A 25,345-nucleotide genomic window follows, 5' to 3' on the forward strand; every position below is an offset into this window, starting at 1 on the left:
TACACCCACTTAAAACTAATTGGTTAACAATCCCTTAGCTGTTTCATGAACGACTTCAAGAATTGCTTAACAGCCAAACAAGTCTCTACAGCTAAGAAAAATGTATCTATTTAGCCTTTATAATACAGTATTTGTACTCCTATTCATCCTCATTCGCGCTTAGGGGATAATAGAAACAAGAGCAATTGGAATTGGTAGAAAGTAATTTTTTTCCGTCAAACTAGGTAATTTTGCTGATTTTTTTAACCACATACTTATTTTCTCTCCCGCTTCTTTTGCCATATCAAGGATATCTTCCTGGAGTGCTGTAGAAGCTATTGTAATCGCATCATCTTCTAACAGCGAAATTAAGTTATAAACTTCTTCTCCTGTTGCACCTTCTTCCTTTAAAGGATGAGATAGATCACTGTTGAAAGTGTAGAACGTCAGATAGGAATAAGAGTTTGACGTCATATTATTTTCTAACTCACGCAAGGGATGAGTGACAAATAGAACGTACTGAATGTTTTGACTTTGTAAATCGGGAAAACACCCATAAAATCTTTTAGCTGAGATTGTTGTGAAATCAGCTTGAACCTTTCTGGATAGAGAACGTGCAAGACATCCTATTGGATCTAAATCATGAAGAGGTATATGTTCACTCCCATCTTCTTTTTTGACCCATGGGCAAAGACCAGCGAGCTTGATATTTTCTTTTTCCTGTCCAAACAGGTTAAATTCTGGATCGAAGGTGAATTTTTTGTTGAGAATGGTAGCAATCTTAGTTTCGGTCGTTTTTATTACCGTACCTTCGTTTTCAAATACGGGACGATTCCATTTCTTAGTGCTAAAATTTAAATTATACTTGTGGTCAATGGAGCATAAACCTAATTCCATCCATTTTTCCAGGCGGGTTTCTAGTTCTTTCCTGCTAATTACCCATTGTCGTTTCACTTCTGTTTGAACCTCTTTTAGTTGTTTTTCCATGTCATTATGAGCAGATTCAGCTTTCTTTAAAATATCGTCAATTAGTGAGACCTTATTTTCTTCGATATCTTTAAAGATTTTCTCTTCATCTTCCGAGCTGAGTAAACCCAGAATCTTGAGCCGCATTCTTTCATCTTGAATGCCCATTTGTGTAAAGCGATCAACAAGAGCTCGTTCTCTCTTTTCCTCATGGGTATCAGCAATAATTAGGTAATAAGCAATCACATCTGAAATTTGTCCTAGTCGTGCAACTCGACCATTCCGTTGCATTAGCACTGCTGGGTTTGGAGTTAAATCCCAATGAATGACGCGGTTCGCCGTTTGAAAATCAAAGCCTTCATCCGCAGCTGAAGTTGCCACTAATACTCTTATATTTGAACCTCTTTCACCTAAACCGCGTAACCTTGCAACAGTATCCTCTCTTTGAGAAAGGCTCATATCACCAGTTAGTTTTCCACTATATCCTGGAAGAGCCTTAATGATAATTTCACAAGTTTGTAGGCTTTCAGTAAAAATTAGAAATTTTGATTCGGGATCCCTATTAAGCATCTCTTTAAGCCAATCCAGTTTAGCATTTTCTACTCCGGGTTGACCATTAGTAAAACTTAAAAGTTCTAGCGCAAGTTGTGTTAATTCTAAAATTTCACCATTGTCAGCTATGAAGGTGCTATCTTCTTCTTCGTCTTCGTGAAGATGCTTGCTAAAATTATAAATCTCAGGTATGGTATTATTTGGTTGTGCTATTGCTCTGGCTTGAAAAGTAAAATTATTATCACTGGGGAAGGAAACATCTACGTGTTCAGATTTTATGCTTTCATTGTAGACAGCAAGCTTTTGAGAAATCGCTTTAATAAGCTTACGAAGATTTTCTGTACTATCTGATTTGTCTTGTTTATAGACAGTTTGGTTGTCCCATTTTGTATGTTTAATACACCATCTAAACAGCCAAATTGCACCACTAATTGTGCTACTAGTGAGTCTTGTTTCCAATTGTCTAACTGAAAATCCACTAAACCTTTGATTGTGATTCTTGCGAATCTCTTGAACTTTTCTCCGAATCTTTTTAATTAACTGTAGATATTCATCACTGACCCTAAGATTTGGGCGTTCAATAGTCAATGTGGGAAACATCTTCTCATTATTCCAATTACGAACGGTATCTTGTTGTCGCCAAATTAATGCGATAGGTGATTGATCGCTAGCTAAAAGGTTAACAAGTTTTTGCTGATAGATATCATCTGAGTATGAATTCTCAATTACTGAGGTTCGATGAGTGAGAAGACGTAATAGATTAATAAATTGATTTTCAGAACTAAAAGGTGTAGCACTCATTAAAATTACCAGTTCAGGAGGATTAGAATTATTCCAGAACTCTCCAGTTATCATTTGATAAGCGGCTTGATAGGCTTTTGTTGTTCGTTTTCGTCCTATGAACTGTGGGTTGGTCAATCGGTCTTCACTTGCGCAATGATGTGCTTCATCAATAATTATAATTTTAGGTTTTATTCCTGGTGGTAAATTTTTTTTATCAGATTTTTCCACATAGCGTCTTGCAGCATCCATACTGGCAATGTGAATCCCATCAGTTCTCCGTTTACCATATTCCACAAACCGGTTTTCAACTTCAATAATACTTTGATTATCCATCCCAGGAATGAGGGATTCAAGCTTTTGCTTGACATCATCTAAAAGCCCGCCTTTTGTAAGATAAAGACAGTGAATTTGACGTTGAGCAATGAGCAAATCTCTTAGTATTAGACCAACTTCAATAGTCTTTCCCAGTCCAACCTCATCCGCAATTAGTACGCGCTTTACTCTCAACTGATGGGTCTTCATATACTGTTGTAATGCCAATTGGTGAGGAAAAGGATCTTTGTTACTAACAGTAATTCGACCCGAAAAAATGTTACCAAGGATTTCTAATGCACCAAGTCGCATGACTGTATTAATACGGAATGTAGGATTTAAATCTTTGCTATTATTAAGCACACTCCCACCGGGGAAATATGCTTTTTTTTGCTCAAGCATTTCTCTGACATAGGGAAATTTGTGGAATAGATCTTCCCATGGGCGAAGTTGGCTAAACCAAATACCACGCCGATCCATTAGCTCATTAGCATTAGCACTAGCGCCTATGGTAAATGCGTAATGAGAGTAAGCGGGTGCATTAGAGTTTTCAGGATCTGCATAGACTACATCTGCATGATGACCTTTGAGAGAAGGAATCTCAAATAACTGATAAGGCATAATTAGGTTCTTAATTTTGTTACAATCTAAGTCTAAATGTAAACAAAATTACTTTAATTAATCCTAATTTTTTCCCGCATCTATCTTTAGATAGATATTTGGTCTTAAAGCGTTGCTCGCTGAATATCAATCATGATTGGAGCAGTCTTGTCAGGGTAAGCTGAGTCTATGAATGAAGAACTCCCATCTCTTTAGGGCTGGGGAGTGTCAAAAAATTCTATTCCTATCGGAACGGAAAGTAACTGATAGGCTTGTTCCCATAAATGTTTTGTATCCGAATCCAAAAAAATAATTTTTTTATCTATATTCTGCTCTCTCCAAAAGTTATCGACCCATTTATCTAAGTTGATAACTTCTATTCGATCTATTTCGCTTTGTGGTAAGTAGAGAGGCACAATTATTTGTAGGATGGGTTAGGGGTAGCATAACCCATGGGTGTGTTGGGTTTCATGCTTCAACCCAACCTACCTTCATCTTATATTTAATTCCACTTATTTACTATAGTTTCCAAATTTGATCTAATATCTAAGCTTAAATTAGTGCTAAAAGTAGTAAATAGTATGCGATCACTTGAATTATTAAATCGGTTATTGGAGCTGAGTTTACCATTAATATGTGAAGTATTAGTTTATGGATTATCTGATGAGTGGGTGGAAAAACTCAGGTTATCTGTGATTATAATTTTAGATTATGATCTTATTTTCAATTTTTAATATGAAACCTGTATCATCCTTAAATCTTTGCATTCTTTCTTTGTGAGACTGGTGAAATTCTGGCTTTTTTGCATTTGCTATATATGCCCTTTTTGTCACAAATTTTTCTGAATTTTTATTCTCTATAAACACGCTAATTGTACTTTTTAGTTGTATTTCTGCCTTCTTGATCAAGTTTCTATAGTTTCTACCACTAGGTTTTCTTTCTTTCAATTCCACCTCCATGAAATTATATAATACTCCTTACAAAAATTAAATATTCACAATTCTCTACACTACTGATGATAGTATTTCTTCCTCAATTTCTAATAAATCACTGAAAAATCGATTGGTTTCTGCTAAACAACTATTCAAATAATTTTCATCGGAAGGTAGTCCTTCATAGGTAGAAAGTTTTCTAATTTCTCCACTATCTGTTAGCTCATATACAATTGAATCTTCTGGAAATATGGAAGAATTCAAAGGAACAATATTTTTGAGTTTAGTTTTTAAAAACTCTCCCTTCGGTAAATTATCAAAAGTTTGTAAAATTTGCTGTGCTTTAATTGCTAAGGTAAGATAGTCAATAATGTAAGGACTATGAGTGGTCATAATTAGTGTGTTACCAGCTGTAATATTGACGAATTCCAATAACTTATACAATATATCTCTTTGTGATGTAGGAAATAAATTTTGTTCAAGTTCTTCCACAATATTAAGAAAACATTCATTTCTATACTTGGAAGATAATAACTCTAAAGCAGCTTTTTTAACTTCTTTAGACAAATTTTCATCATTGATAATTGCTTGTATTTCAGTAGTGAGTCTTTTTTGTTCTTCTGCACTTAGTTCGCTTTGAGAAGAACCTTGATTTTGATTAATAGACAAGGCGATATTCCTAGAGACTAAAAACGCTGGAACCAAGGATTGAAAACCACTAGAAGCCTCAGAAATATTCAATTTATAGTTATCGCCTCTAAGAATTAAATTTTGACTAGTTTGATCAAACTCCAGCTTCACATTTCCTACTGGCAAGTCTAAAGTTTCTGATAACTCCTGTTGAGACCTTTCCAATTCTTTGAAAAAGTCAAGCAGCATGAGAGGTAAACCTTTTACTTTTTCCGCTTTCTTGATTACACTGAAAAAATTCCTCTCCGCTGGAATATACATAATTTTAGGTAACACATATTTCCTAGGAGTATTATCACTGCGATTAATAGTTAACTTACTATCAGCATAAGTCATTGTATAAGCACTACCGCGATATTCTATTTCAGTTCCAGATCTAAAGTATTTCTTTAAGTTGTTATAGTTACAATATATATTCACAAGTCGGTTGCGAGATATTACATCTTTCTCGTCTAAACTACCTCGGTATAATTGTTTTTCCAGCCAACTAAACATGGAAATCAATTTTGCAATACTACTTTTTCCTGTCCCTTGATTACCAATAAAAACAGTAATTTTACGAATATCCACCAAGCCATCATTTTCCACAAGTCCTGATTTAATAGGTCCGAAGTTTTGAACTTTTATTTGAGCCATAGATTACTCCTTTTTAATAAGTCTTGGATATGGTGAAGTTTCCGTTGGTGTTGCATATTTGCGGGATGAACTAGCATGCGAAATCATTGAAAAATCCCTCTTGGGTTGAGGAACTAAACCCAACCCATGGCTAAACTAGTTGTTTTAAAACCAACTTAAACTTTCCGCTAGGGAATTCATTCCCTGGACCCCTGGGAAAGCGTTTTAATAATTGGAGTCAGTAACCAACTAAAACCCACCTTTAACTGATGTTCTAAAGTCGGTAATCTATACAAATAGACTAAGCGCCGCACAAGATAACCTAAATAACCATCTAATGTAATCCCTAAAGCTGTAAGAGTAGCATTATCTACCCCCAAAGCCATAACTTCCCCTAATGCTTGATAGCGGAAGGGAAGTAGGGGGCGATCGGTTAAAGATGCCCAAATATTCCATGCTGCATAATCTGCTTGCTGAAAAGCTACCTGAGCAGTACCAGGTAGTTGTTGTTCTTCTATGTCCTTACAGTCTGCCAAGTCTCCCAGGGCAAAAATTTCTGGATGCTCTATAACTTGTAGGGTGGGAGTGCAGGTTATTTGTCCCCTTTGGTTATGTGCTAGGGGAAGATTTTGCACCAGAGAAGAAATTCTCGTTCCCACAGTCCAAATGACTAAATCTACGGGAATTTCATCTATTTGATTTTTGTACTCTAAGGAGATAGTATTTTCCCCTATAGATACCACTTTGGTTTCTAAGTCTATAAATACACTTTTCTGTTCTAATGCTTTTTTAGCCTGTTGGCGATTAAATTCCGAAGAAGTGCGCAGAATTTGATCCCCAGTTTCTATCAAGCGCAATCTACCTTTTTCTCCCAGTCTATCTGCGAGTTTACAAGCCAATTCTACTCCGCTGTAACCTGCACCCACTATGGCTACACGAATTTTTTCCGGGTCCGTAGCCGTCAAAACTCTCAGTCTTTCTTCTAACCTATGAACATCAGCAAGAGTACGAAATGGGTAGGCGTAACTGACAACACCAGGAACCAGATCCAAATTGGTTTCACTCCCCAATGCCAACACTAACCTGTCATATTGCAATGTTTTTCCATCACATAATTTCACTTGTTGATTATCCGTGTCAACTTCACTAACCTTGGCTTGATGGAAATGTACTCCGGTATTTTCTAATATCTCCTGATATGAGGGTGCTATCTCCCAGGTTTGCAGTTCATTGGTCAGTAGTTCATACAATAGGGGTGAAAAAATAAAGCGATCGCCTTGATCTATTAAAACGATTTCTGGCTTTTCTGTATTTCCCCAATCTAGCTGGCTTAAACGTAAAGCGGTGTAAAGTCCGCCAAAACCGCCACCTAGGATACAGATTGTTTTAGGTGTTTGTATATGTACTTGTGTAGATATTTCTGTAAGTATTTGATTCATAGTCTTAAAAGTGAGCCAAAAGATATTAATATGATAACGAGTTGAAAGAACAATCTTCAATTTTGGGAATGGGTGGCAAGTAAATTCGAGGTAAAAGCTATGGTAGGTGATCTAGAGTCTAAGCCAAATCCACAAGTGCTAAGATCATTAGTTATCCTAGGAACTGCCATAATTATGGGAGTTGGTGGGTTGCAGCTGTACAAGATTTTGCTAACCCAACATTCTAAAGCTAATCAAACACCAACGAGTGAAAGTACCATACCACCAATTCATACTGTCACTGCTTTAGGAAGACTTGAACCGAGAGGAAAAGTGATTAAACTTTCTGCATCCACCTTAACTCAGGGAAGTAGGGTTGAGAGACTGTTGGTAAAAGAGGGAGATATGGTAAAGGTTGGACAAATAATAGCAATTTTAGACAACAAACCTCGATTACAAGCAGCATACGAAGAAGCAGAAGCAGCGATAAAAATAGCCCAGATTAACGTAGAAAAAGTACAACAGGGGGCAAAAATTGGAGAACTGAATGCCCAAAAAGCGGAAATTGGCAGAATAGAAGCACAAAGAGTAGGGGATGAACGTGGACAGGAAACAGTAGTATTAAGACTAGAAGCTCAATGGCAAGGTGAAACGGCAGTACAAAGAGCAACAATCAATAGACTACAAGTGCAACTAAAAAATGCCCAAGTGGAACTAGAAAGATACCAACAACTATATAAGGATGGAGCAATTTCTCAGTCGTTGTTAGATAGTAAAACCCTAAGCGTTGACACTATTACCCAACAGTTGAGGGAAGCAACAGCAAACCTACAACGTATAGATAATACTAGCAGAAAGCAAATTGAAGAGGCAAAAACTGCTCTAAATCGAATCCGTTCTACAGGTGGGGAGCAAATTATCTCAGCCAAAGCTATTTTGAATAAAATTGCGGAAGTACGTCCTATAGATATAGCAGCAGCGAGGGCAGAACTAAATCGTGCCAAAGCAGCAGCACAGCAAGCAAAGGTCAATTTGGATCAAGCCTATATTAAATCTCCTCAAAAGGGAGTAGTATTTGAGATCCATACCCGCGCTGGAGAGCTAGTGGGGAATGAGGGGATAGTAGAAATTGGCGAAACTAGTCAGATGTACGCAGTAGCGGAAGTCTACCAGAGTGACATTAGTAAAATCCTTCCTCAGCAGCAGGTGAAAATATCTAGTAGTTCTCTTGAGGGAGAATTGCAGGGATCAGTAGAGAGAATTGGCTGGGAAGTGAAAAGACAAAACGTGATTAATTCTGATCCTAGTGAAAATATTGATGCAAGAGTTGTGGAAGTTTACATTAAACTAGATCATTTATCTAGTCAGAAAGCCCAAAAACTGACCAATTTACAAATTAAGGCAGTAATTCATCTATGAGAGGACTGATTGAAGAAATACAAAGACGCACACCCTTGGGATGGTTACAACTGAGTCATCATAGAGGTCGATTATTAGTTGCCATATCTGGTATAGCTTTTGCTGATGTATTAATGTTCATGCAGTTAGGGTTTCAAAATGCCCTATATGATAGCAATACTAGATTAAACCGGGCAATGATTGGGGACATTGTTTTAATTAGTCCCCAGAGTAAAAACATGCAAAATATGTCCACCTTTTCCCGCAGGAGACTATTACAAGCGGAGGATGTGCCTGGTGTAAAATCCGCCAGGGCAATGTATGTGGGTTTAGTAGCATGGAAAAATCCCCAAACCCAACGAAAAACCTCTGTACAGGCCCTGGGATTTAGTCCTGAACAATCATTATTAAATGTACCGGCCATTAAAAATCAATTGGATACGATTAAACTACCTGATTACTTTTTATTTGATCGTGGTGCTAGGGGAGAATACAAACAAATGTTTGCCAAAATAGATCAAGGGAAAATTGTCAGTACAGAAATAGAAAAGAGGACAATTCATGTAGGTGGATTGTTTAAATTAGGAGCTTCTTTTGGTGCAGATGGAATATTAGTTTCCAGTGATGAGAACTTTTTACGAATCTTTCCTAGAAGACAAGCAGGAAGTGTCAATTTGGGATTAATTAGTGTAGAACCAGGGTATGAAATTTCTCAGGTAGCAGCAGCAGTGAAATCTCGCCTACAGAAAAATGAAGACGTAAAGGTTTTGACTTTTCCAGAATATATCAAATTTGAGGAAGCCTATTGGAAGAAAGAAAGTCCTATTGGGTTTATTTTCAGTTTGGGGGTAGCCATGGGATTTATGGTAGGAGTTATAATTGTATATCAAGTTCTATCAACTGATGTGAATTCCCATCTAAAAGAATATGCCACCTTTAAAGCTATGGGATATAATAACATGTATTTATTAGGAGTAATTTTTGAAGAAGCAATTATTTTAGCTACTCTGGGATTTGTACCCGGATTTATCATCCCTATGGGATTATACCAAATGGCAAAAAATGCCACTAATTTGCCCATATATATGACCCTGTCTAGAGCTATATTTGTTTTGACCTTGACGTTGATTATGTGTATGATTTCTGGAGCTACAGCAACTGGGAAACTACAATCAGCAGATCCGGCGGATATGTTTTGATTGATCATGGTTTTTAAAAACTAGATGTTGGCACATATTAAATAACATGAAAATAACATGAAAAATTCTGAATTAGTATCAATGGGACTACCAGTAATTGATATCCAGAATCTGGACTATTATTTTGGATCAGGATACCTGAAAAAGCAAATATTATTCAATATTAACCTGACGATTAATGCGGGGGAGATAGTGATTATGACTGGTCCTTCAGGTTCGGGAAAAACCACCCTGTTAACCCTGGTGGGAGGTTTACGCTCTGTACAGTCTGGAAGTTTGAAAGTTTTAGGTAAGGATTTGAGTAAAGCTAGTTTGAAACAATTGACCCAATCTAGAATAAGTAATGGTTATATTTTCCAGTCCCATGGGTTGCATGGTAGTTTAACAGCAGTGCAAAACGTAAGAATGGGTTTAGAAGTTCATCCTAGAATTCCCGCTTCGGAAATGATGATCCGTTCCCGTCAAATTTTAGAAGCGGTTGGTTTAGGAGACAGAGTTAATTATTATCCAGATAACCTATCGGGGGGACAAAAACAAAGAGTGGCGATCGCCCGTGCATTAGTGAGCGATCCTAAAATTGTGTTAGCGGATGAACCAACTGCTGCATTAGATAAACAATCGGGTAGGGATGTGGTGGAGTTGATGCAGAAATTAGCGAAGGAACACAATTCAACGATTTTACTGGTTACCCATGACCATCGGATTTTAGATATAGCTGATCGGATTATTTATATGGAGGATGGTCATTTGAGTGCAGGTGGTTGAAGGAAGAAATGGAGGTTGTGTACTAGACCTGTTGGGAAATAGTGATTAAAATACCAGAAATCCTTATGGAGTCCATCTTTGAGGGATTTCACGGTATAATTCCCGAAATCCTTGTCGGAAAAGCCTTTCAGGAATATTCTGGATTATTACCCAACAAATCTATTTATGCTTGACAAGTCTAAAAGATTTACAAGCTTTATTAATTTATTTTCAATAAACTTCTTGCATATTTAGTCAAGTAGTTTTATATTTAAAGGTAAGGTGATCGAGGCCTTCCTCCAAGAAATCCGGATCACCTTACACCCCTTTTAGAGGTAATCAAATTATGGCACAGACTAGGAATTTTACTGGCAATGTTAATGACACTACTGTAGTTGGCATCGTGGTAGTTCCAGAATGCGATCGCAGGGAACCATTAAAGCGATTAGACATCTCCGGAAATAGCCAAAGCGTTACCAATACTACTTTTTAAGGTGAGACACCCCAATACAAAAGTAGCTGACTGGTATGCTAAAATAAGCGTTAGAGATGCCTCTTGTTGGGAATTAACCAAAAGATAACACCTATGTGTACACTGCAGAAGCTATCGACAAAAACAAAGAGTGGTGATCGTCAGCAATTCTAAATTTAACTTGACTTTTGATGCACCTATTGTTATGATTACCCTATGTTAAGTGTGGGGAATTCTTGGTTCTTGTCCTGGTTTAAAGGGGGAAAAACATGCTTACTTGTTTTGATGTAGCACGTTATTTCATTCACCTGGCAAACGAAACTGGTTCATATATTAGCAACCTCAAATTACAAAAGCTGGTTTACTATGCTCAGGCCTGGCATTTAGCGCTCTACGATACTGCTCTGTTTGAAGAAGAATTTGAGGCCTGGGTTCATGGGCCGGTCATTCCTGTGCTGTATCAGCAATATAAGGGTTTTGGATGGCGTCCCATCCAACAAGAAGTAGAGGAGCCTAACTTGCCTGAAAATATCAGAAGTTTTTTGGATGAGGTTGTGGAAGTGTACTTCCAGTGCGATGCTTACGAATTAGAACGCATGACCCACCAAGAAACCCCTTGGATTGAAGCAAGAGCAAGGGGTTCCCTACCTATGGATGCTCCCTGTAATGAAATTATTACCAAGGAATCTATCAGGGAGTATTACAAAGTACGTGCCGAAGAAGAATAAGATTAAGAAGACTGAACTTCAAAATCAGTCTCCTTCTAAAATAAAGCCCACTGTCACAGAGAATTGGTCAAAAGGAATAAGCTTCTCATACAAGTACTTTCAGAGTGACCACAGGGATTTTTCAGTTGTGGGTAGGAACTCCGATTACTTGCTTGGTCTTCTTGAAAGACTTAGAGATATTTCTAGTTGGACGGCTCAGGAACTTATCAGCAACCGTAGTAAAGCGTTACGCTGCCATCCAATTACTTGGGAGGATACAACTGAATCGGGCTTTGGTATCCCTGGAGAAGAACAGATAGTGGATACACCTTATCAATTTTCTATTTGTTCCAATGAACATGGCAGGGTGCACGGCTTCTTTATTGAAGAAATCTTTTACATTGTGTGGCTAGATCCAGACCATCTACTTTACCGACGGTAGATTACACTGGGCGATCGCATCAACAGTTGGCTAGACGAAGACAGCAGTAAGACGTTTGCCACGGTGAACAATTTTCCGTGTATCGTAGGCCTTGTTTTTATTAAAATTGAATACAATTATATGTCCCTCGTTCAACCTGTACGAATCTAGGTAGCTACAAAGCTGATCAAGTCCATCCTGGAGCCGCTTTTCACCGTACCAGATTTTCAGTTCGATCACATAACGCTGGTTGTTATAGGTAACCACCAAATCCATCCTACGGTCTTCCGCAGTCACATTCTCCTTAAATAGGTATCCCTTACCATTGATGATCGGGCGAAAGAAAGACATGAGCAACATACGCCCATTGGACTCAAGAAAATCGTTGTCTTTAGATGAATGATGCTCCCGCATGAACCACTGGAATCTCTCCAAGATTAGCTCAATATTGAGTCTTCCACCAGATATGAATCCGCTGTCTCGGTATCGGTCAAGGAGGCCATGGTCAGTTTCCTGCTTAGAAAGTAGGTAGTCAAGAATTCGGTATTCATAGATTTTATTGCTGATATCGCAGAGACCCTGCTCGTTTCCCCTTAGTATTCCATAGACTTTGCCCTTGCCAATAACTGGATTGCTGACATTGAACTTCAATGCCATACCATTGATCACAATATCTTTGACCAGGTGGAAAAGATCTTCGTTGTTTTCCAGGTTTTTGTCAATATCATCAAAGTGGGTGGTGGTATAAGCTCCATCCACTAGGTATGTGTAGGCTGCGTCGATGTCCTCAGATGCCCAAGGTCGTTTATTTTCATGCATATAAACTTCATCAATGACCTGGCACATCTTGCTAATAAGGAAAGGATTACCATTGGTATAGTAAAACAGAAGCCGAGCCAATAAATGAGAGTCTATGGTGAGTATATGCTCACGGGCATATTCCACGAGCATGGGTTCAATTTCCTGCTGGGTGAAGGTGAATTCGATATCCAAGTCTACAGCAATGTTCCAAGGACTGTTCAGCTTGCGCTCCTCACCCGTGGTAAGCTTTAACTTCAAGGTCTTCACATCATGGATACCAATCAGTACTACGGAATGAAAGGTGGCATCTCGACCTTGTGCTGCTGCTAGGTATTTGTCCCGTAACAAGGACAGGAAATTGATGAACACCTGGTTATTGCTGGCTTTGTCAATTTCGTCCAGCAGCAAAACAATTTTTAGCCCAGACTTACTAACCCAATCGCTGATAAATCTTGAAAGTTGTTGGAAGTTTTCTATTTTCCTGGCTTCACCTTCAAGCCAGTCCGCTAGTTCCGGGTGGTTGAAGAACAATCCTTTGGCAAAAACCACAGGTATCATGCCCGCCAGATTTTTCTCACTTTCAAATGGTAGGTCGCCAATCCCCTCGAAACTGGTGCTGATTACCAGATATGTTTCCACCTTCTCAAAGCTTTTTGCCAGCAGATTCTGCATGGTGGTCTTCCCATGTTGGCGGGGGAAATTGATGGCAAAATATTTGCCACTTTCTATCAGTTGACTACATCTATTGAATTTTGCTGTCACATCGCACATGTAGTGCTTTTCTATCTGACAAATGCCGACTGTATTGAACTCTTTCATATAAAATCTAAGGCCATATAGAAAATTAAGTATATAAGTGTATCCTATATGGCAAGGTTAAAATGGCATAACTATTACAGCAGTTTTCTTTATTGACCACAATTTACAGTGTAAACCATCCTTGTGGTTCCCAGGGAATTGGGTGAGTCCAAATTTCTTATATTTTTCAGTTATGCTTGACAAGTCTAAAAGATTTACAAATTTTATTAATTTTTTTCAATAAACCTCTTGCATATTTAGTCAAGTAGTTTTATACTTAAAGGTAAGGTGATCGAGGCCTTCCTGCAAGAAATCCGGATCACCTTACACCCCTTTTAGAGGTAATCAAATTATGGCACAGACTAGGAATTTTATCGGCAATGTTAATGACACCACAGTAGTTGGCAGTGTAGTGGTTCCAGAATGCGATCGCAGGGAACCATTAAAGCACCTATTGATTGGATCGAAAAAGACAGTTATTAGTACGATTCACTATCTACACGTGCTAGGTTATGCCCATGCAACTGATTGGAGTGATCTGATACCGACTAGTAATCCAGGGGAGGTCATGAGTATCCTGGTAAAACAGATTCTGATTAATTGACATCCACCGGTGGGTTTGACTCAATAATGAGATAGGGAATTCATTCCCTATCTCAATTGTGTGTACACCAGCTATGGGGGCAAAAACAAAGAGTGGCGATCGGGTATTAGGTAAACAATCGGATAGGGATGGGGTATAGTTGAAGAATAATGTTCTGTTCACATATTTGTTTTACAGCTGAGACCTTTATCCAGTGAATAAATTATGGTAAATGATAATGATGATATCCAAATTCTAATTAATAAAACTGAGCGTTTCCTCAAAGTTTCGAGGAGCGATCAAGCTATTAAAGATATTAAAGGGGTGTTGAAGGATTTTGAAAAAGTTTTGGAAACTGACCCTGATAACCTTCATATTCTTAAGGTTTATGCTGAATGTTTAGTTAAATTGCATGAATTAAGGAAGGCATTGGAAGTTTTTAAAAAACTTATGGAATTATCTCCAATCAATGTGAGTATTATGAGGAATTATGCCAGTGCATTGTTCGATAATGGTGAAAGTAAAGAAGCATTAAATGTTCTTGAATCTGCCCTCCATATTGAGCCAAAAAATGTAAAAGTATTGAGTACATATAGCAAGATTTTGCTGAGACTCACTGATTATAAGAAAGCGTGTGAAATATTTGAGCGTTCTCTACAAATTGAACCAGATAACACAATAGCTTTAAATAGTTATGGGAAAGCTCTCGCTGATTCTGGTGATTATAAAAAAGCCTGTGAAATATTTCAGCGTTCTTTACAAATTAACCCAGATAACACAATAACTTTAAATAGTTATAGGAAAGCTCTCGCTGATTCTGGTGATTATAAAAAAGCCTGTGAAATATTTGAGCGTTCCTTGCAAATTAACCCAGATAACATAATAGCTTTAACTAGTTACGGGAAAGCTCTCGCTGATTCTGGTGATTATAAAAAAGCCTGTGAAATATTTGAGCGTTCCCTACAAATTGAACCAGATAACACAATAACTTTAAATACTTATGGAAAAGCTCTCGCTGATTCTGGTGATTATAAAAAAGCCTGTGAAATATTTGAGCGTTCCCTACAAATTGAACCAGATAACACAATAGCTTTAAATAGTTATCGGAAAGCTCTCGCTGATTCTGGTGATTATAAAAAAGTCTGTGAAATATTTGAGCGTTCCTTGCAAATTAACCCAGATAACATAATAGCTTTAACTCGTTGCGGGAAAGCTCTCGCTGATTCTGGTGATTATAAAAAAGCCTGTGAAATATTTGAGCGTTCCTTGCAAATTAACCCAGATAACATAATAGCTTTAACTAGTTACGGGAAAGCTCTCGCTGATTCTGGTGATTATAAAAAAGCCTGTGAAATATTTGAGCGTTCTTTACAAATCAACCCAGATGATACAATAGCTTTAACTAGTTACGGGAAAGCTCTCGCTGATTCTGGTGATTATAAAAAAGCCTGTGAAATATTTGAGCGTTCTTTACAAATCAACCCAGATGATACAATAACTTTAACTAGTTACGGGAAAGCTCTCGCTGATTCTGGTGATTGTAAAAAAGCCCGGGAAATATTTGAGCATTCTCTACAAATTAAACCAGATAACACAATAACTTTAACTAGTTATGGGAAAGCTCTGGCTGATTCTGGTGATTGTAAAAAAGCCTGTGAAATATTTGAGCGTTCTTTACAAATCAACCCAGATGATACAATAGCTTTAACCAGTTATGGGAAAGCTCTGGCTGATTCTGGTGATTATAAGAAAGCCTGTGAAATATTTGAGCGTTCTTTACAAATTAAACCAGATAACATAATAGCTTTAACTAGTTACGGGAAAGCTCTGGCTGATTCTGGTGATTATAAGAAAGCCTGTGAAATACTTCAGCGTTCCTTACAAATTCAACCTGATAATTATATATTTTTTATATTCGCTAAGTGTTTAGAACAGCTAGGAAGATATAAGGATGCAATCACTCAAATTGAGCAGATAGACACTAGAAAATTAAAACAATATGATGTTAATGTTATTCATATTACCTTAGGTAGACTATATTACTGTCTTAAATTGTACCAAAAAGGTGATTCTTACTTTAACTTAGCAATTGATAAGTCAGATGATAAGGAGAAGTCCATACTATCTAGTGCGAGAAGTATCCTAGCTAATAATCCTCATAACGAGAATGCTGTAAAAATGTTACGACAAATTACTGAAGATTCACCAAGATATGGTGAGGCCTGGGAAATGTTAAGACTAAACACTAGTCAAAAAGAATATTTTGAAATGGTTCATCCTGATTATGATCATGCTTTAAATGATGCTCAAATTCTTAATAGATCAATTTATCACAAAATTGCTAATGAGATTAGTATGCTTAAAGCAATTGCTTACAGAATATTACGTGCTTGCAAAGATGAAAATGAGGTACTCACTTCTATTATTGCAAGCATTGAAGATGTATTGGAACAGATTAACAGTCGTCGCGCAGCAGAAAAATCAGAACTTGAATTTTTTAGTACCGACGAAACTATTGCCAATACCAATAATAAATATCAACATATCCTAGAAGTCGTTGCTAAAACCGCTCATGATATTTCTGATTTTGTTAACAACGAATTAGCAATTATTGAATCTAAAACTCGACGTATGATTAAGAAAACTCCCTATGAAGACCCTCAGTATATTCAATTCAACAAACTGTTAATACAGCTAGAGTTGAGTCAAGCTGCTCTTAATGATTTAAAAGCAATTAATGAAGGTATTAAACTTAAAAAACATCACTTTCCAGTTAGGAAACTATTTGAAAAATGGGAATCTAATACTCAAATTGATAATGCTTGTATTACTCTAAATATCCAAAATGGTGACTCATATTTTAATGGTGATGAAGAAAAAATTAAGAGTGTTATCAATGAATTAGTAGAAAATTCCATCAAACATAACTCTCAAAAAGCAGATTTGCAAATTCAGATTATTTCCCGAGATACTGTCAATCCTTCAGGAATTCGTGGTGCTAGGATTCCCGGTTCACAGAAATATCTATTTATTGAGTTTAATGATAACGGTCAAGGTATCAGTCCCAGTAGGAAAGATTGGATATTTCAACCTATGAACACTACAGCAACAGAAGGTTATGGTAGCGGTTTGGGATTATTCATTATCCGCAAAACATTAATTCAGATGAATGGATATATTCAGGAAACTGGACAGAAAGGAGCTACATTTGAAATTTATATTCCCTATACTGAAGACAATCCCTAACCCATTACCAAACCTTTAGTCGCTAACCACTCGGGATTAAATATACGCGACTGATAACGAGACCCACTATCACATAAAATAGTCACAATAGTATGTCCTGGACCCAACTCCCTAGCTAAAGCTACAGCTGCACCAACATTAATCCCCGTTGAACCACCCATTAATAAACCATCTTTTCTTAACAACTGATATACCACTCTCAAAGCTTCCTGATCATTAATTTGAATCGCATCATCAATGGGAACATCCTCCATATTCGCTGTAATCCTACTATTACCAATTCCCTCGGTGATGGAATTACCCTCTATACTTATCTTACCAGTTTTAATATAACTATATAAACCACTACCCAAGGGATCAGCAACCACACATTTAATATTAGAATTCTTTTCTTTTAAGCACATTGCCACCCCAGCATAAGTTCCCCCTGTTCCAGTTGCTGCTACCCAACCATCTATTTTACCACCTGTCTGTTGCCAAATTTCCTCCCCCGTGGTCTCGTAATGAGCACAACGATTGGCTAAATTGTCAAATTGATTCGCCCAAATGGCATTAGACATTTCCTCAGCTATTCTACCAGACAGTCGCACGTAGTTGTTAGGATCTTTATAGGGCACTGCTGGTACTGGACGAACTTCCGCCCCTAATGTTGTCAGCGCCTCTATTTTTTCCTGGGACTGGGTATTGGGAATAATGATCAAACATTTATAACCTTTAGCATTACATATATGAGCTAATCCAATCCCTGTGTTACCCGCAGTTCCCTCTACCACAGTACCACCAGGTCTTAATAAACCCTTTTTTTCTGCATCTTCAATTATGTACAGTGCAGCTCGATCCTTCACAGATCCCCCAGGATTGAGAAATTCTGCTTTACCTAAAATCTCACAACCGGTTTCTTCACTAAAGCTGTTCAGTCTGATTAGTGGAGTGTTGCCAATTGCGCCAATAAATCCTCTCTTGATATCCATATTAATAAACTTATTGTTTTATAGTTTCCCCTAATATATACTCTATATATACTCCCACTTTTAGTGATTATATGCCAGGCGAGTCAGCGGGAGCTTGACACGTCCTGGACTTGAAGATCCAATCCCTACCTATTGGGTTGGGGGGTCAACCGTAAATAGGGTTTGATTTCTTGATAACCCTTGGGAAATTTCTCTTTCAGAACTTCTGGGTCTTTTAGGGATGGTACAATTACGCAATCATCTCCGTCTTTCCAATCCGCTGGAGTTGCTACACTGTAGTTATCAGTTAATTGCAGGGAATCAATGACTCGCAACAGCTCATCAAAGTTACGTCCGGTGCTGGGAGGATAGGTGAAGGAAAGACGAAGTTTTTTATTGGGATCAATGACAAATACGGAGCGCACTGTAATATTGGCCGCCGCATTTGGGTGAATCATATCATATAGCTCGGAAACCTTTTTGTCTGGATCCGCTATAATTGGATAGTTTAATGTGGTGCTTTGGGTTTCTTCAATATCCCCTACCCATCCTTGGTGGGATTCTACATCGTCCACACTCAATGCGATCGCCTTGACGTTACGTTTGTCAAATTCGGGTTTTAATTTAGCAACTGTGCCTAATTCTGTGGTACAAACAGGTGTGTAATCAGCGGGATGGGAAAACAGCACTACCCAGCTGTCACCCGCCCACTCATAAAAGTTGATTTCACCATGTGTTGATGCTTGTGTAAAGTTTGGTACTGTATCACCAAGATGGAGAGCCATACTAGATTCCCTGTAATTAGAAAAGATAATTATTTTGCGCTACCACTATAACATAAATCGGTCTTTATCGTAAACGGACTTTACTAGTTGCAACAAATTTTTACAAACTCTCTACATACCCTATCTCGTTGTGTGGGTTTAATGTCTGCAAGCATTTTTTACAGCTGTAGCATCCCACAACCGAGCTGGGCTGGAACACCAGCACCTACGCTATGAAACCTTAAGGTTTATCATAATCCTAGTCTAATTCCTCTTGCCATCATTGAAGCAAACAGGGGAATTACACTAAATCCCACAAGCTCTAGACGAATAATAGTTTTGAGTAGGTTTATTTTCTCGGGACTGACTTCCGGGGAATTCTGATTACGGAGATTTTTAATCCACATCAAAAATGAAAAGGTGGGATACAAGGATAATAACCCAACCAGGATAAATATGGATATTTTCAACCAGAAAACCGGTTGATGAGTATAGTATGCTGCTCCTTTCTCTAAATATAAAACCCTAAGAACACCTGTGATTAACACCGTAACCCCTGCAATTCCGTAGGCGCTATCAGCTATGAGAACTCGCCATCCTTCTTTATTGGTTAGGTCTGGTTTAAGGGTAAATAGTTCTGTACATAAGGAACCAAATATAATTGCTAAGCTCAAATAGTGTAAATAGGCGACTATCGCATTAATCAACATAAATTCATCCTAAATGAAATCCTAAATTAAAAACCTCATAAATTGCCCTACCTCAATTATTGAGGATACTCCCGGGAAACAAAGGGGACTGGCACAATTTCTCCTTGAGTTTCTCCCACTTCTACAGTTAAACCCACACCTCCTGCTTTCGCACGAATATAACCTAACCCAAAGTGTCCTTCGGGAGTTTCTATGTAGCTGGTAAGCTTACCAACTTTTTCCCCCGATATGGTAATTATAGTTCCCGGTTGTGCACAATTTTTTAGCTTAATTCCCCATAAATGTTGTTTTACCCCTTTGTAAGTATTTAGTCTGGCAATGGTCTCTTGACCAATGTAACAACCCTTATTAAACGAAACTGTCTGCCAAAGACCAACTTCTAAGGGATTATAATCATCCGTTAACTCCGCATCGGGAGCGGGCCGACCTTGCGAAATCCGCAACATTTCCCAATGGCGATCGCTCAGTTTGACTGCTCCCCAATCTAGGAGTTGCTGCCAAATTTGCTGTTTTTCTGCTCTGGGGAGAATTAGGGTATAGCCAGGTATAGCTAATCCAGTACCAACGGCAAAAATGATGCCATTGATTGAAATGTGATGGCCGTCAGGTTGACTCAGAAGTGATGCTGCACCCAGTTTGCTGATTATGGTATCACTTTCTGGACCTAGGAGGGTGAATGTTGCTGTTTGGTCAGTTATGTCCGTCAGGGTCACCTGGTCTGCGAAAAATATATAACGGTCTAACCAGGAGAGTAAAAATTCCCGCCGATTGGGTGAGACTAGTAGTAATACTCTATCTTCTAGGACATATCCAGTCACTAAATCTATAGTTCTAGCTGTGGAAGTGACCATCACAGTGTCACAGCCACTACCTGGTTGTAAAGATTGAAAGTTATTAGTGCTTTGATTGTGTAAAAAACGCAATCTATCTTCACCAGTAACTTCAATTCTTCCCCAATGGGAGCGATCGCAAATAGCAGTTCTGGTTTTAGCTGCATAAACAGCTGCTCTATCTTCGCTATCAATTAAAGATGTTAACATAATCACCCACCTATTTATTTTTATTCGCTTTGTGCGTTACAAAACGGTAACGCACAAAAACAACTACTTTCTTTCTGTATTACTACCATCAGTATTGTCACCAGATCTATTTTCTTCTACTTTTACCTTTGATGGCTGCTGATTTTGCAATATCTGATTTTGACGGGCTTTAAAGGCTGCTGCTGCATCTTCTAACTGTTGATTTTGCTGATTAGGATCCCAGTTCAATGGGCCGAAGTTCAACCGATGAATTATATTGAACATATCAAGTCCCGAATCATTTGCCAAAGGATTTGTATTATCCGGACTACTCAAAGGTTGACTTGTATTAGCGATATTAGCAAAACTTGGTTGTGGCGCAAACGAACTAATAAGACCTATTCCCGCACCACAAGCCAGCAAAAGTTTACCCATCAAAAAGTACTTGTTCATGATTTCCCTCCATTTTTGTCTGTTTTAACAAGGTTAGGCTAATGTTTTGCGTAGTTGGGGTTGAATGCTTACTAAAGCCACTATTGCAAATCCCAATAATACTAACAAGGATCCTCCAAAGCTAACATTACCCCAAAACACCTCCATCACCACATCATTTAGTCCCCAATTACTATTGAGATATAAATGCCTAATTGGCTCTATGGCATAGCTCAAAGGGTTCAGGGCAACTACAATTTTTAACCATTCTGGCATAAAAGATAATGGAGCTAAGGCTGTACTGGCAAATAACAGAGGCAAATTAGTTACAAAAATTACTGCTATTAGTTCAATATGTCCAGGTAAAGCAAAGGCCAAACCCAGGGAAATAGCTGTAACTCCTAGTGCCAGTAAAAATACGATCAAGGCGATCGCCACCAATCCATTAATATCTGGTAGTCCTGCTCCTAGCATTGCTGCTGCACCGACTATCACTGCTGCTTGAAGTAAACTTTGGCTAATGATGAAAATAGCAGAAGCAAACACAATAGAAAACCGAGAAGCTAAAGGTGCTACCAGTAACCGGTTTAAAAAGCCAAATTCCCGATCAAACATGACAGGTAACCCGGCATTTAAAGCGCCAGCAAAAGCGGTAAATACTATCACACCAGCAGCTAAAAATTGTCCGTAATTAGCAGTAGAACCAAATAAACCCTGGGGGGCATTTTGGAACAATGCGCCGAATAACACTAACCACATTACCGGTTGAATAATACCAGCTATGAGGGTAGAAGGACGACGCTGTAGTTGAATAAATAGACGACGGGTTAGGGCTAAGGTTTCTTGGGTGATTTCCCCAATAAAACTAGATCCAGTTTCAGAAACCATAAGCGAGGGAGAAGTAACTGATGGTAAATTGATATCTGTCTTCATAATGATTTAGAAGTGGTAACTTTATCGATGAATATATGAGGATTCTTAGATCCCCTGTGGGATGGGTTGAAATTTTCCCAACCTATCTCATATTTTGCTTTTTCTCCGCTTTAGGATCACGATTAGCCACTGCTGCTAATTCCGCATCCATTAATGTCTTACCAGTAGCAGCCAAGTAAACATCATCTAAACTGGGACGGGATTGGGCAATACCAAAAATTGGTAGACCTACATTACTTAAAGTCTGCTGAATAGTAATTAGGGCATCATTTTGCGGGGTAACTACTAAATTCAGAGAATTACCCTGAGCAGAATTAATGATTATTTCCTGCACAAAAGGTAGAGTTGCCAATAAATTCTTGGCCTTGTCTACTTCCTCCTGATGTGAAAACTCCCGGATGCGCAAAGTAATGCGATCGCCTCCCACTTGATCTTTTAATTGAGCAGGTGTACCAGTAGCAATTACCAGACCCTTATCTATAATTGCCACTTTATCTGCCAAAGCATCAATCTCTTCTAAATAGTGACTAGTGATGACTACAGTAGTACCAGCGGCTCGTAATTTCCGCAAGAAATCCCAGACTACAATTCGACTTTCTATGTCCAATCCCACCGTTGGTTCATCCAAAACTAACACATCTGGGGAATGTAACAACCCAGCTGCTAAATCTAGACGTTTACGTAAACCACCAGAATAGGTTCCAGTTTTTTGATCTGCATATTCCTGTAAACCAAGCAATTCCAACACCTTAGCAATCCGTTCCTTGATTGCTGCACCGGGTAGATGATAAAGAGCTGCTTGCAGTTGTAATAGTTCTCTACCTGTTAATATCTTATCTATGGCTACCTCCTGAGCGACATAACCCAACCTTTGTCGTGCCAATTTGGGATGGTCCACAACAGATATACCCGAAACTTGAACTTTTCCAGCATCTGGGGTAGTCAGAGTACAAAGAGCGCGGAGAGTAGTAGTTTTACCTGCACCATTGGGACCAAGTAAACCAAAGATTTCTCCCGATTGTACCTCAAAAGAGACATCTTTGACTGCGACGACCTTACCGTAGCTTTTCCTTAGATGTTCGATTAAAACGGCTGAAGCCATAGTCCTATACGTTTCCCAACAATTTATCTCCCATTTTACCGAAAAAATCAGTTTCACGCTTTGCCATTTCCTGTAGTTTGGGTGATTGTTAGTAATGGTTAGTCTTCATCGAATGTTAAGAAATCCAATATCACATCTAAAATTATCCTTTACTTAACTATTACTTAACCAACCGCTGTTAACTTGATGTCAGACTAGACTATGAATAAACAATAACCACAGTGAGTATTACGATTGACAATGTTTCCAAGGATTTTAAAGGCAAAGTGGCACTGAAACAAGTGTCATGTAGCATACATGAGGGAGACATGGTCGCCCTAATTGGTGCGTCTGGTTCAGGAAAGTCCACACTCTTGCGGCACATTAATGGCTTACAAACTGCTGATGCTGGTGAAGTCACCGTATATGGTACCACCTTGCAAAGTCAGGGAAAACTACATTCAAAAGTCAGACTATTACGCAGTCGCATTGGTTGTATTTTCCAGCAGTTTAATCTAGTAAATCGGTTAACAGTAATTGAGAATGTTTTGGTTGGTAACCTGGCCAGAGTGTCTCCTTTACGTTCAACACTACATTTGTTTACTAAAGAAGAAAAAATTCAAGCCCTAGCTGCGCTGGAACAGGTCGGAATTCTCGAGCATGCTTACAAACGAGCCTCTACGATTTCGGGAGGACAACAGCAAAGGGTAGCCATTGCTCGTTGTTTAGTTCAGAGGGCAAAGATTATATTAGCGGATGAACCGATTGCTTCATTAGACCCAGAGTCAGCACGTAAAGTAATGGAGTTGCTGGTACAGCTCAACCGAGATAATGGAATTAGTATAGTAGCTTCTTTACATCAAATTCAAATGGTAAGAAACTACTTTAGTAGGGTAATTGCCTTGAAGGATGGAGAAGTAAAATTCGATGGACCAACCGTAGAATTGGATGATAGGAAACTAAATCAAATTTATGGTGCAGCTGTCGAAGAATTGGTAATGAGAGGACATGGTGAAGTGTTGCTATAATTCCTAAACTCAAGTTTTTCCGCATTTAAATCTTGCGCACCACCAGAAAATATCACTTATAAAACATCACTGAGGAATAGCCATGAAACGCAGATCATTCATTGAAAGCTCCGCCTTATTTGGTGCGTCTTTATTAGGTACTCAAGCCATTGCCACCATTGGTAACAGAGGTATTGAGCCAGTACAAGCCCAACAAATAAAAGAACTGAACTTCGGTATCATTTCCACAGAATCCCAAGCCAATCAAAGACCCCTTTGGGAACCATTTATTGCGGCGTTATCAAGTTCCATAGGCATTCCTGTGAGAGCTTTTTATGCTACTCAATATGCAGGGGTAATTGAAGCCATGCGTTTCGGTCAGGTGCAAATAGCTTGGTATGGTGGTAAATCCTATATTGAAGCTGCTAAAATTGCCAATGCAGAAGCCTTTGCCCAAACTGTTTCTAGCGATGGAAAAAAAGGTTACTATGCTCATCTGATTGCCAATAAGAGTAATCCGATTACAGCAGCAGCTAAAAAGCAGGGTGGGGATAAATATGTGATCCGAAATGCGAGTAAATTAACTTTTGCATTTAATGATCCTAACTCTACTTCTGGGTTTTTAGTACCTAGCTACTATGTATTTGGCAAAAATAAAGTTGACCCTAAGAAAATTTTTAAACGGTTAATTTTCTCAGGTAGTCACGAAGCTACAGCTTTAGCAGTGGCAAATAACCAGGTAGATGTAGCCACTAATAATAATGAGTCTCTGGAAAGATTGGAAAAAACTAATCCTTCAGCCAGACAGAAAATTTGAGATCATCTGGACATCACCAATTATCCCTAGTGACCCCATAGCTTATCGTAAAGATTTACCAGCTGATGTGAAGAAAAAACTGCAGAATTTTTTCTACAATTTCAAAGACAAAAAAATCTTAGAACCTTTGCAGTGGTCAGCCTTGGTCCCAGCTAATGATAAAACCTGGAACCCTATTCGAGAGTTAGACCTTGCTAAACAGGTTTTAGACCTCCAGTCTAAAACGGATTTAACTGCTGCAGATAAACAAAAATTAAACAACTTAAATAGCCAACTGCGAAAACTGCAAGGACGTTAATACCACTTAATTGCCAGTAATTATCAGCTGTTGATTTTTAAAAACTAAGTTAGAGATCAACAGCTACCTGAAAAAAGAGAAAGTCTACTCTCAATAAATAACTTGACCAAATATAATA

20 protein-coding genes and 1 pseudogene are annotated in these 25,345 nt (G+C 38.3%); 9 read left to right on the forward strand and 12 right to left on the reverse strand.

Annotated elements, in window-relative coordinates:
- Positions 1–159: 159 nt before the first annotated feature.
- The 4 genes from IAR63_RS12530 to IAR63_RS12545 form a co-directional block, all read right to left on the reverse strand.
- A complete protein-coding gene (locus IAR63_RS12530) occupies positions 160–3,213 on the reverse strand; it encodes a helicase-related protein (protein WP_057178471.1) in 3,054 nt (1,017 codons plus the stop codon).
- A gap of 683 nt (positions 3,214–3,896) precedes the next feature.
- Positions 3,897–4,145 carry a hypothetical protein gene (locus IAR63_RS12535; RefSeq protein WP_187705504.1) on the reverse strand — a complete coding sequence of 83 codons (249 nt, stop codon included), beginning with the start codon at positions 4,143–4,145 and terminating at the stop codon, positions 3,897–3,899.
- A 51-nt stretch (positions 4,146–4,196) separates the two neighbouring features.
- Positions 4,197–5,450, reverse strand: coding sequence for an AAA family ATPase (locus tag IAR63_RS12540; protein WP_057178468.1), 1,254 nt, complete (start codon positions 5,448–5,450; stop codon positions 4,197–4,199).
- 176 nt (positions 5,451–5,626) lie between these two features.
- Positions 5,627–6,868 carry an NAD(P)/FAD-dependent oxidoreductase gene (locus IAR63_RS12545; RefSeq protein ID WP_187705505.1) on the reverse strand — a complete coding sequence of 414 codons (1,242 nt, stop codon included), beginning with the start codon at positions 6,866–6,868 and terminating at the stop codon, positions 5,627–5,629.
- Between the two features lie 99 nt (positions 6,869–6,967).
- Between IAR63_RS12545 and IAR63_RS12550 the strand changes: the two genes are divergently transcribed.
- The 5 genes from IAR63_RS12550 to IAR63_RS12570 all read left to right on the forward strand — a co-directional run bounded on the left by IAR63_RS12550 (position 6,968) and on the right by IAR63_RS12570 (position 11,388).
- Positions 6,968–8,266: an ABC exporter membrane fusion protein gene (locus IAR63_RS12550; protein ID WP_187705506.1), complete on the forward strand. Its 1,299-nt coding sequence runs from the start codon at positions 6,968–6,970 to the stop codon at positions 8,264–8,266.
- On the forward strand, positions 8,263–9,444 hold the full coding sequence (devC, locus tag IAR63_RS12555; protein ID WP_187705507.1) for an ABC transporter permease DevC: 1,182 nt from the start codon (positions 8,263–8,265) through the stop codon (positions 9,442–9,444). The genes IAR63_RS12550 and devC overlap by 4 nt, the downstream gene beginning before the upstream one ends.
- Positions 9,445–9,501: 57 nt before the next feature.
- Positions 9,502–10,209 (forward strand): DevA family ABC transporter ATP-binding protein, encoded by a 708-nt coding sequence (locus tag IAR63_RS12560; RefSeq protein WP_072149132.1) that lies wholly within the window; start codon positions 9,502–9,504, stop codon positions 10,207–10,209.
- Positions 10,210–10,534: 325 nt separating this feature from the next.
- Positions 10,535–10,681: a hypothetical protein gene (locus IAR63_RS12565; RefSeq protein ID WP_161489525.1), complete on the forward strand. Its 147-nt coding sequence runs from the start codon at positions 10,535–10,537 to the stop codon at positions 10,679–10,681.
- A 248-nt stretch (positions 10,682–10,929) separates the two neighbouring features.
- On the forward strand, positions 10,930–11,388 hold the full coding sequence (locus IAR63_RS12570) for a Panacea domain-containing protein (protein WP_057178464.1): 459 nt from the start codon (positions 10,930–10,932) through the stop codon (positions 11,386–11,388).
- A 451-nt stretch (positions 11,389–11,839) separates the two neighbouring features.
- On the opposite strand, the gene IAR63_RS12575 is transcribed toward IAR63_RS12570, so the two are convergent.
- Positions 11,840–13,408 (reverse strand): AAA-like domain-containing protein, encoded by a 1,569-nt coding sequence (locus tag IAR63_RS12575; RefSeq protein WP_187705508.1) that lies wholly within the window; start codon positions 13,406–13,408, stop codon positions 11,840–11,842.
- Positions 13,409–13,739: 331 nt separating this feature from the next.
- On the opposite strand from IAR63_RS12575, the gene IAR63_RS12580 reads away from it, so the two are divergent.
- Both IAR63_RS12580 and IAR63_RS12585 read left to right on the forward strand, forming a co-directional pair.
- A complete protein-coding gene (locus IAR63_RS12580) occupies positions 13,740–13,991 on the forward strand; it encodes a hypothetical protein (protein WP_006277258.1) in 252 nt (83 codons plus the stop codon).
- A gap of 204 nt (positions 13,992–14,195) precedes the next feature.
- Entirely contained in the window at positions 14,196–17,216 is a 3,021-nt protein-coding gene (locus tag IAR63_RS12585; protein ID WP_235678261.1) for a tetratricopeptide repeat protein, read from the forward strand.
- Here IAR63_RS12585 and IAR63_RS12590 read toward each other — a convergent pair.
- The 7 genes from IAR63_RS12590 to IAR63_RS12620 all read right to left on the reverse strand — a co-directional run bounded on the left by IAR63_RS12590 (position 17,213) and on the right by IAR63_RS12620 (position 23,126).
- Positions 17,213–18,187, reverse strand: a complete 975-nt coding sequence (locus IAR63_RS12590; protein WP_187705509.1) for a cysteine synthase A — start codon at positions 18,185–18,187, stop codon at positions 17,213–17,215. The two genes, IAR63_RS12585 and IAR63_RS12590, sit on opposite strands and share 4 nt — an antisense overlap.
- A gap of 125 nt (positions 18,188–18,312) precedes the next feature.
- The gene (locus IAR63_RS12595) at positions 18,313–18,951 is read right to left on the reverse strand and encodes a peroxiredoxin (protein WP_009342104.1); all 639 of its coding nucleotides are present in this window, start codon (positions 18,949–18,951) and stop codon (positions 18,313–18,315) included.
- 230 nt (positions 18,952–19,181) lie between these two features.
- Positions 19,182–19,640 (reverse strand): DUF2214 family protein, encoded by a 459-nt coding sequence (locus IAR63_RS12600; protein WP_096545113.1) that lies wholly within the window; start codon positions 19,638–19,640, stop codon positions 19,182–19,184.
- Positions 19,641–19,696: 56 nt separating this feature from the next.
- Complete coding sequence (ygfZ, locus tag IAR63_RS12605) at positions 19,697–20,680, reverse strand: CAF17-like 4Fe-4S cluster assembly/insertion protein YgfZ (RefSeq protein ID WP_187705510.1); 984 nt, start codon at positions 20,678–20,680, stop codon at positions 19,697–19,699.
- Positions 20,681–20,743: 63 nt separating this feature from the next.
- Positions 20,744–21,112, reverse strand: a complete 369-nt coding sequence (locus IAR63_RS12610; protein ID WP_187705511.1) for a hypothetical protein — start codon at positions 21,110–21,112, stop codon at positions 20,744–20,746.
- A 33-nt stretch (positions 21,113–21,145) separates the two neighbouring features.
- Positions 21,146–22,024 carry an ABC transporter permease gene (locus IAR63_RS12615; protein ID WP_096545119.1) on the reverse strand — a complete coding sequence of 293 codons (879 nt, stop codon included), beginning with the start codon at positions 22,022–22,024 and terminating at the stop codon, positions 21,146–21,148.
- 82 nt (positions 22,025–22,106) lie between these two features.
- A complete protein-coding gene (locus tag IAR63_RS12620; protein WP_187705512.1) occupies positions 22,107–23,126 on the reverse strand; it encodes an ABC transporter ATP-binding protein in 1,020 nt (339 codons plus the stop codon).
- A 266-nt stretch (positions 23,127–23,392) separates the two neighbouring features.
- Here IAR63_RS12620 and phnC point away from each other — a divergent pair, with 266 nt between their 5' ends.
- Complete coding sequence (gene phnC, locus IAR63_RS12625) at positions 23,393–24,133, forward strand: phosphonate ABC transporter ATP-binding protein (RefSeq protein WP_231922759.1); 741 nt, start codon at positions 23,393–23,395, stop codon at positions 24,131–24,133.
- Between the two features lie 82 nt (positions 24,134–24,215).
- A pseudogene (phnD, locus tag IAR63_RS12630) lies at positions 24,216–25,227 on the forward strand (phosphonate ABC transporter substrate-binding protein).
- Positions 25,228–25,345: the final 118 nt, after the last annotated feature.

Origin of the sequence: Cylindrospermopsis curvispora GIHE-G1 (assembly GCF_014489415.1) — a bacterium.
Classification (GTDB): domain Bacteria; phylum Cyanobacteriota; class Cyanobacteriia; order Cyanobacteriales; family Nostocaceae; genus Raphidiopsis; species Raphidiopsis curvispora_A.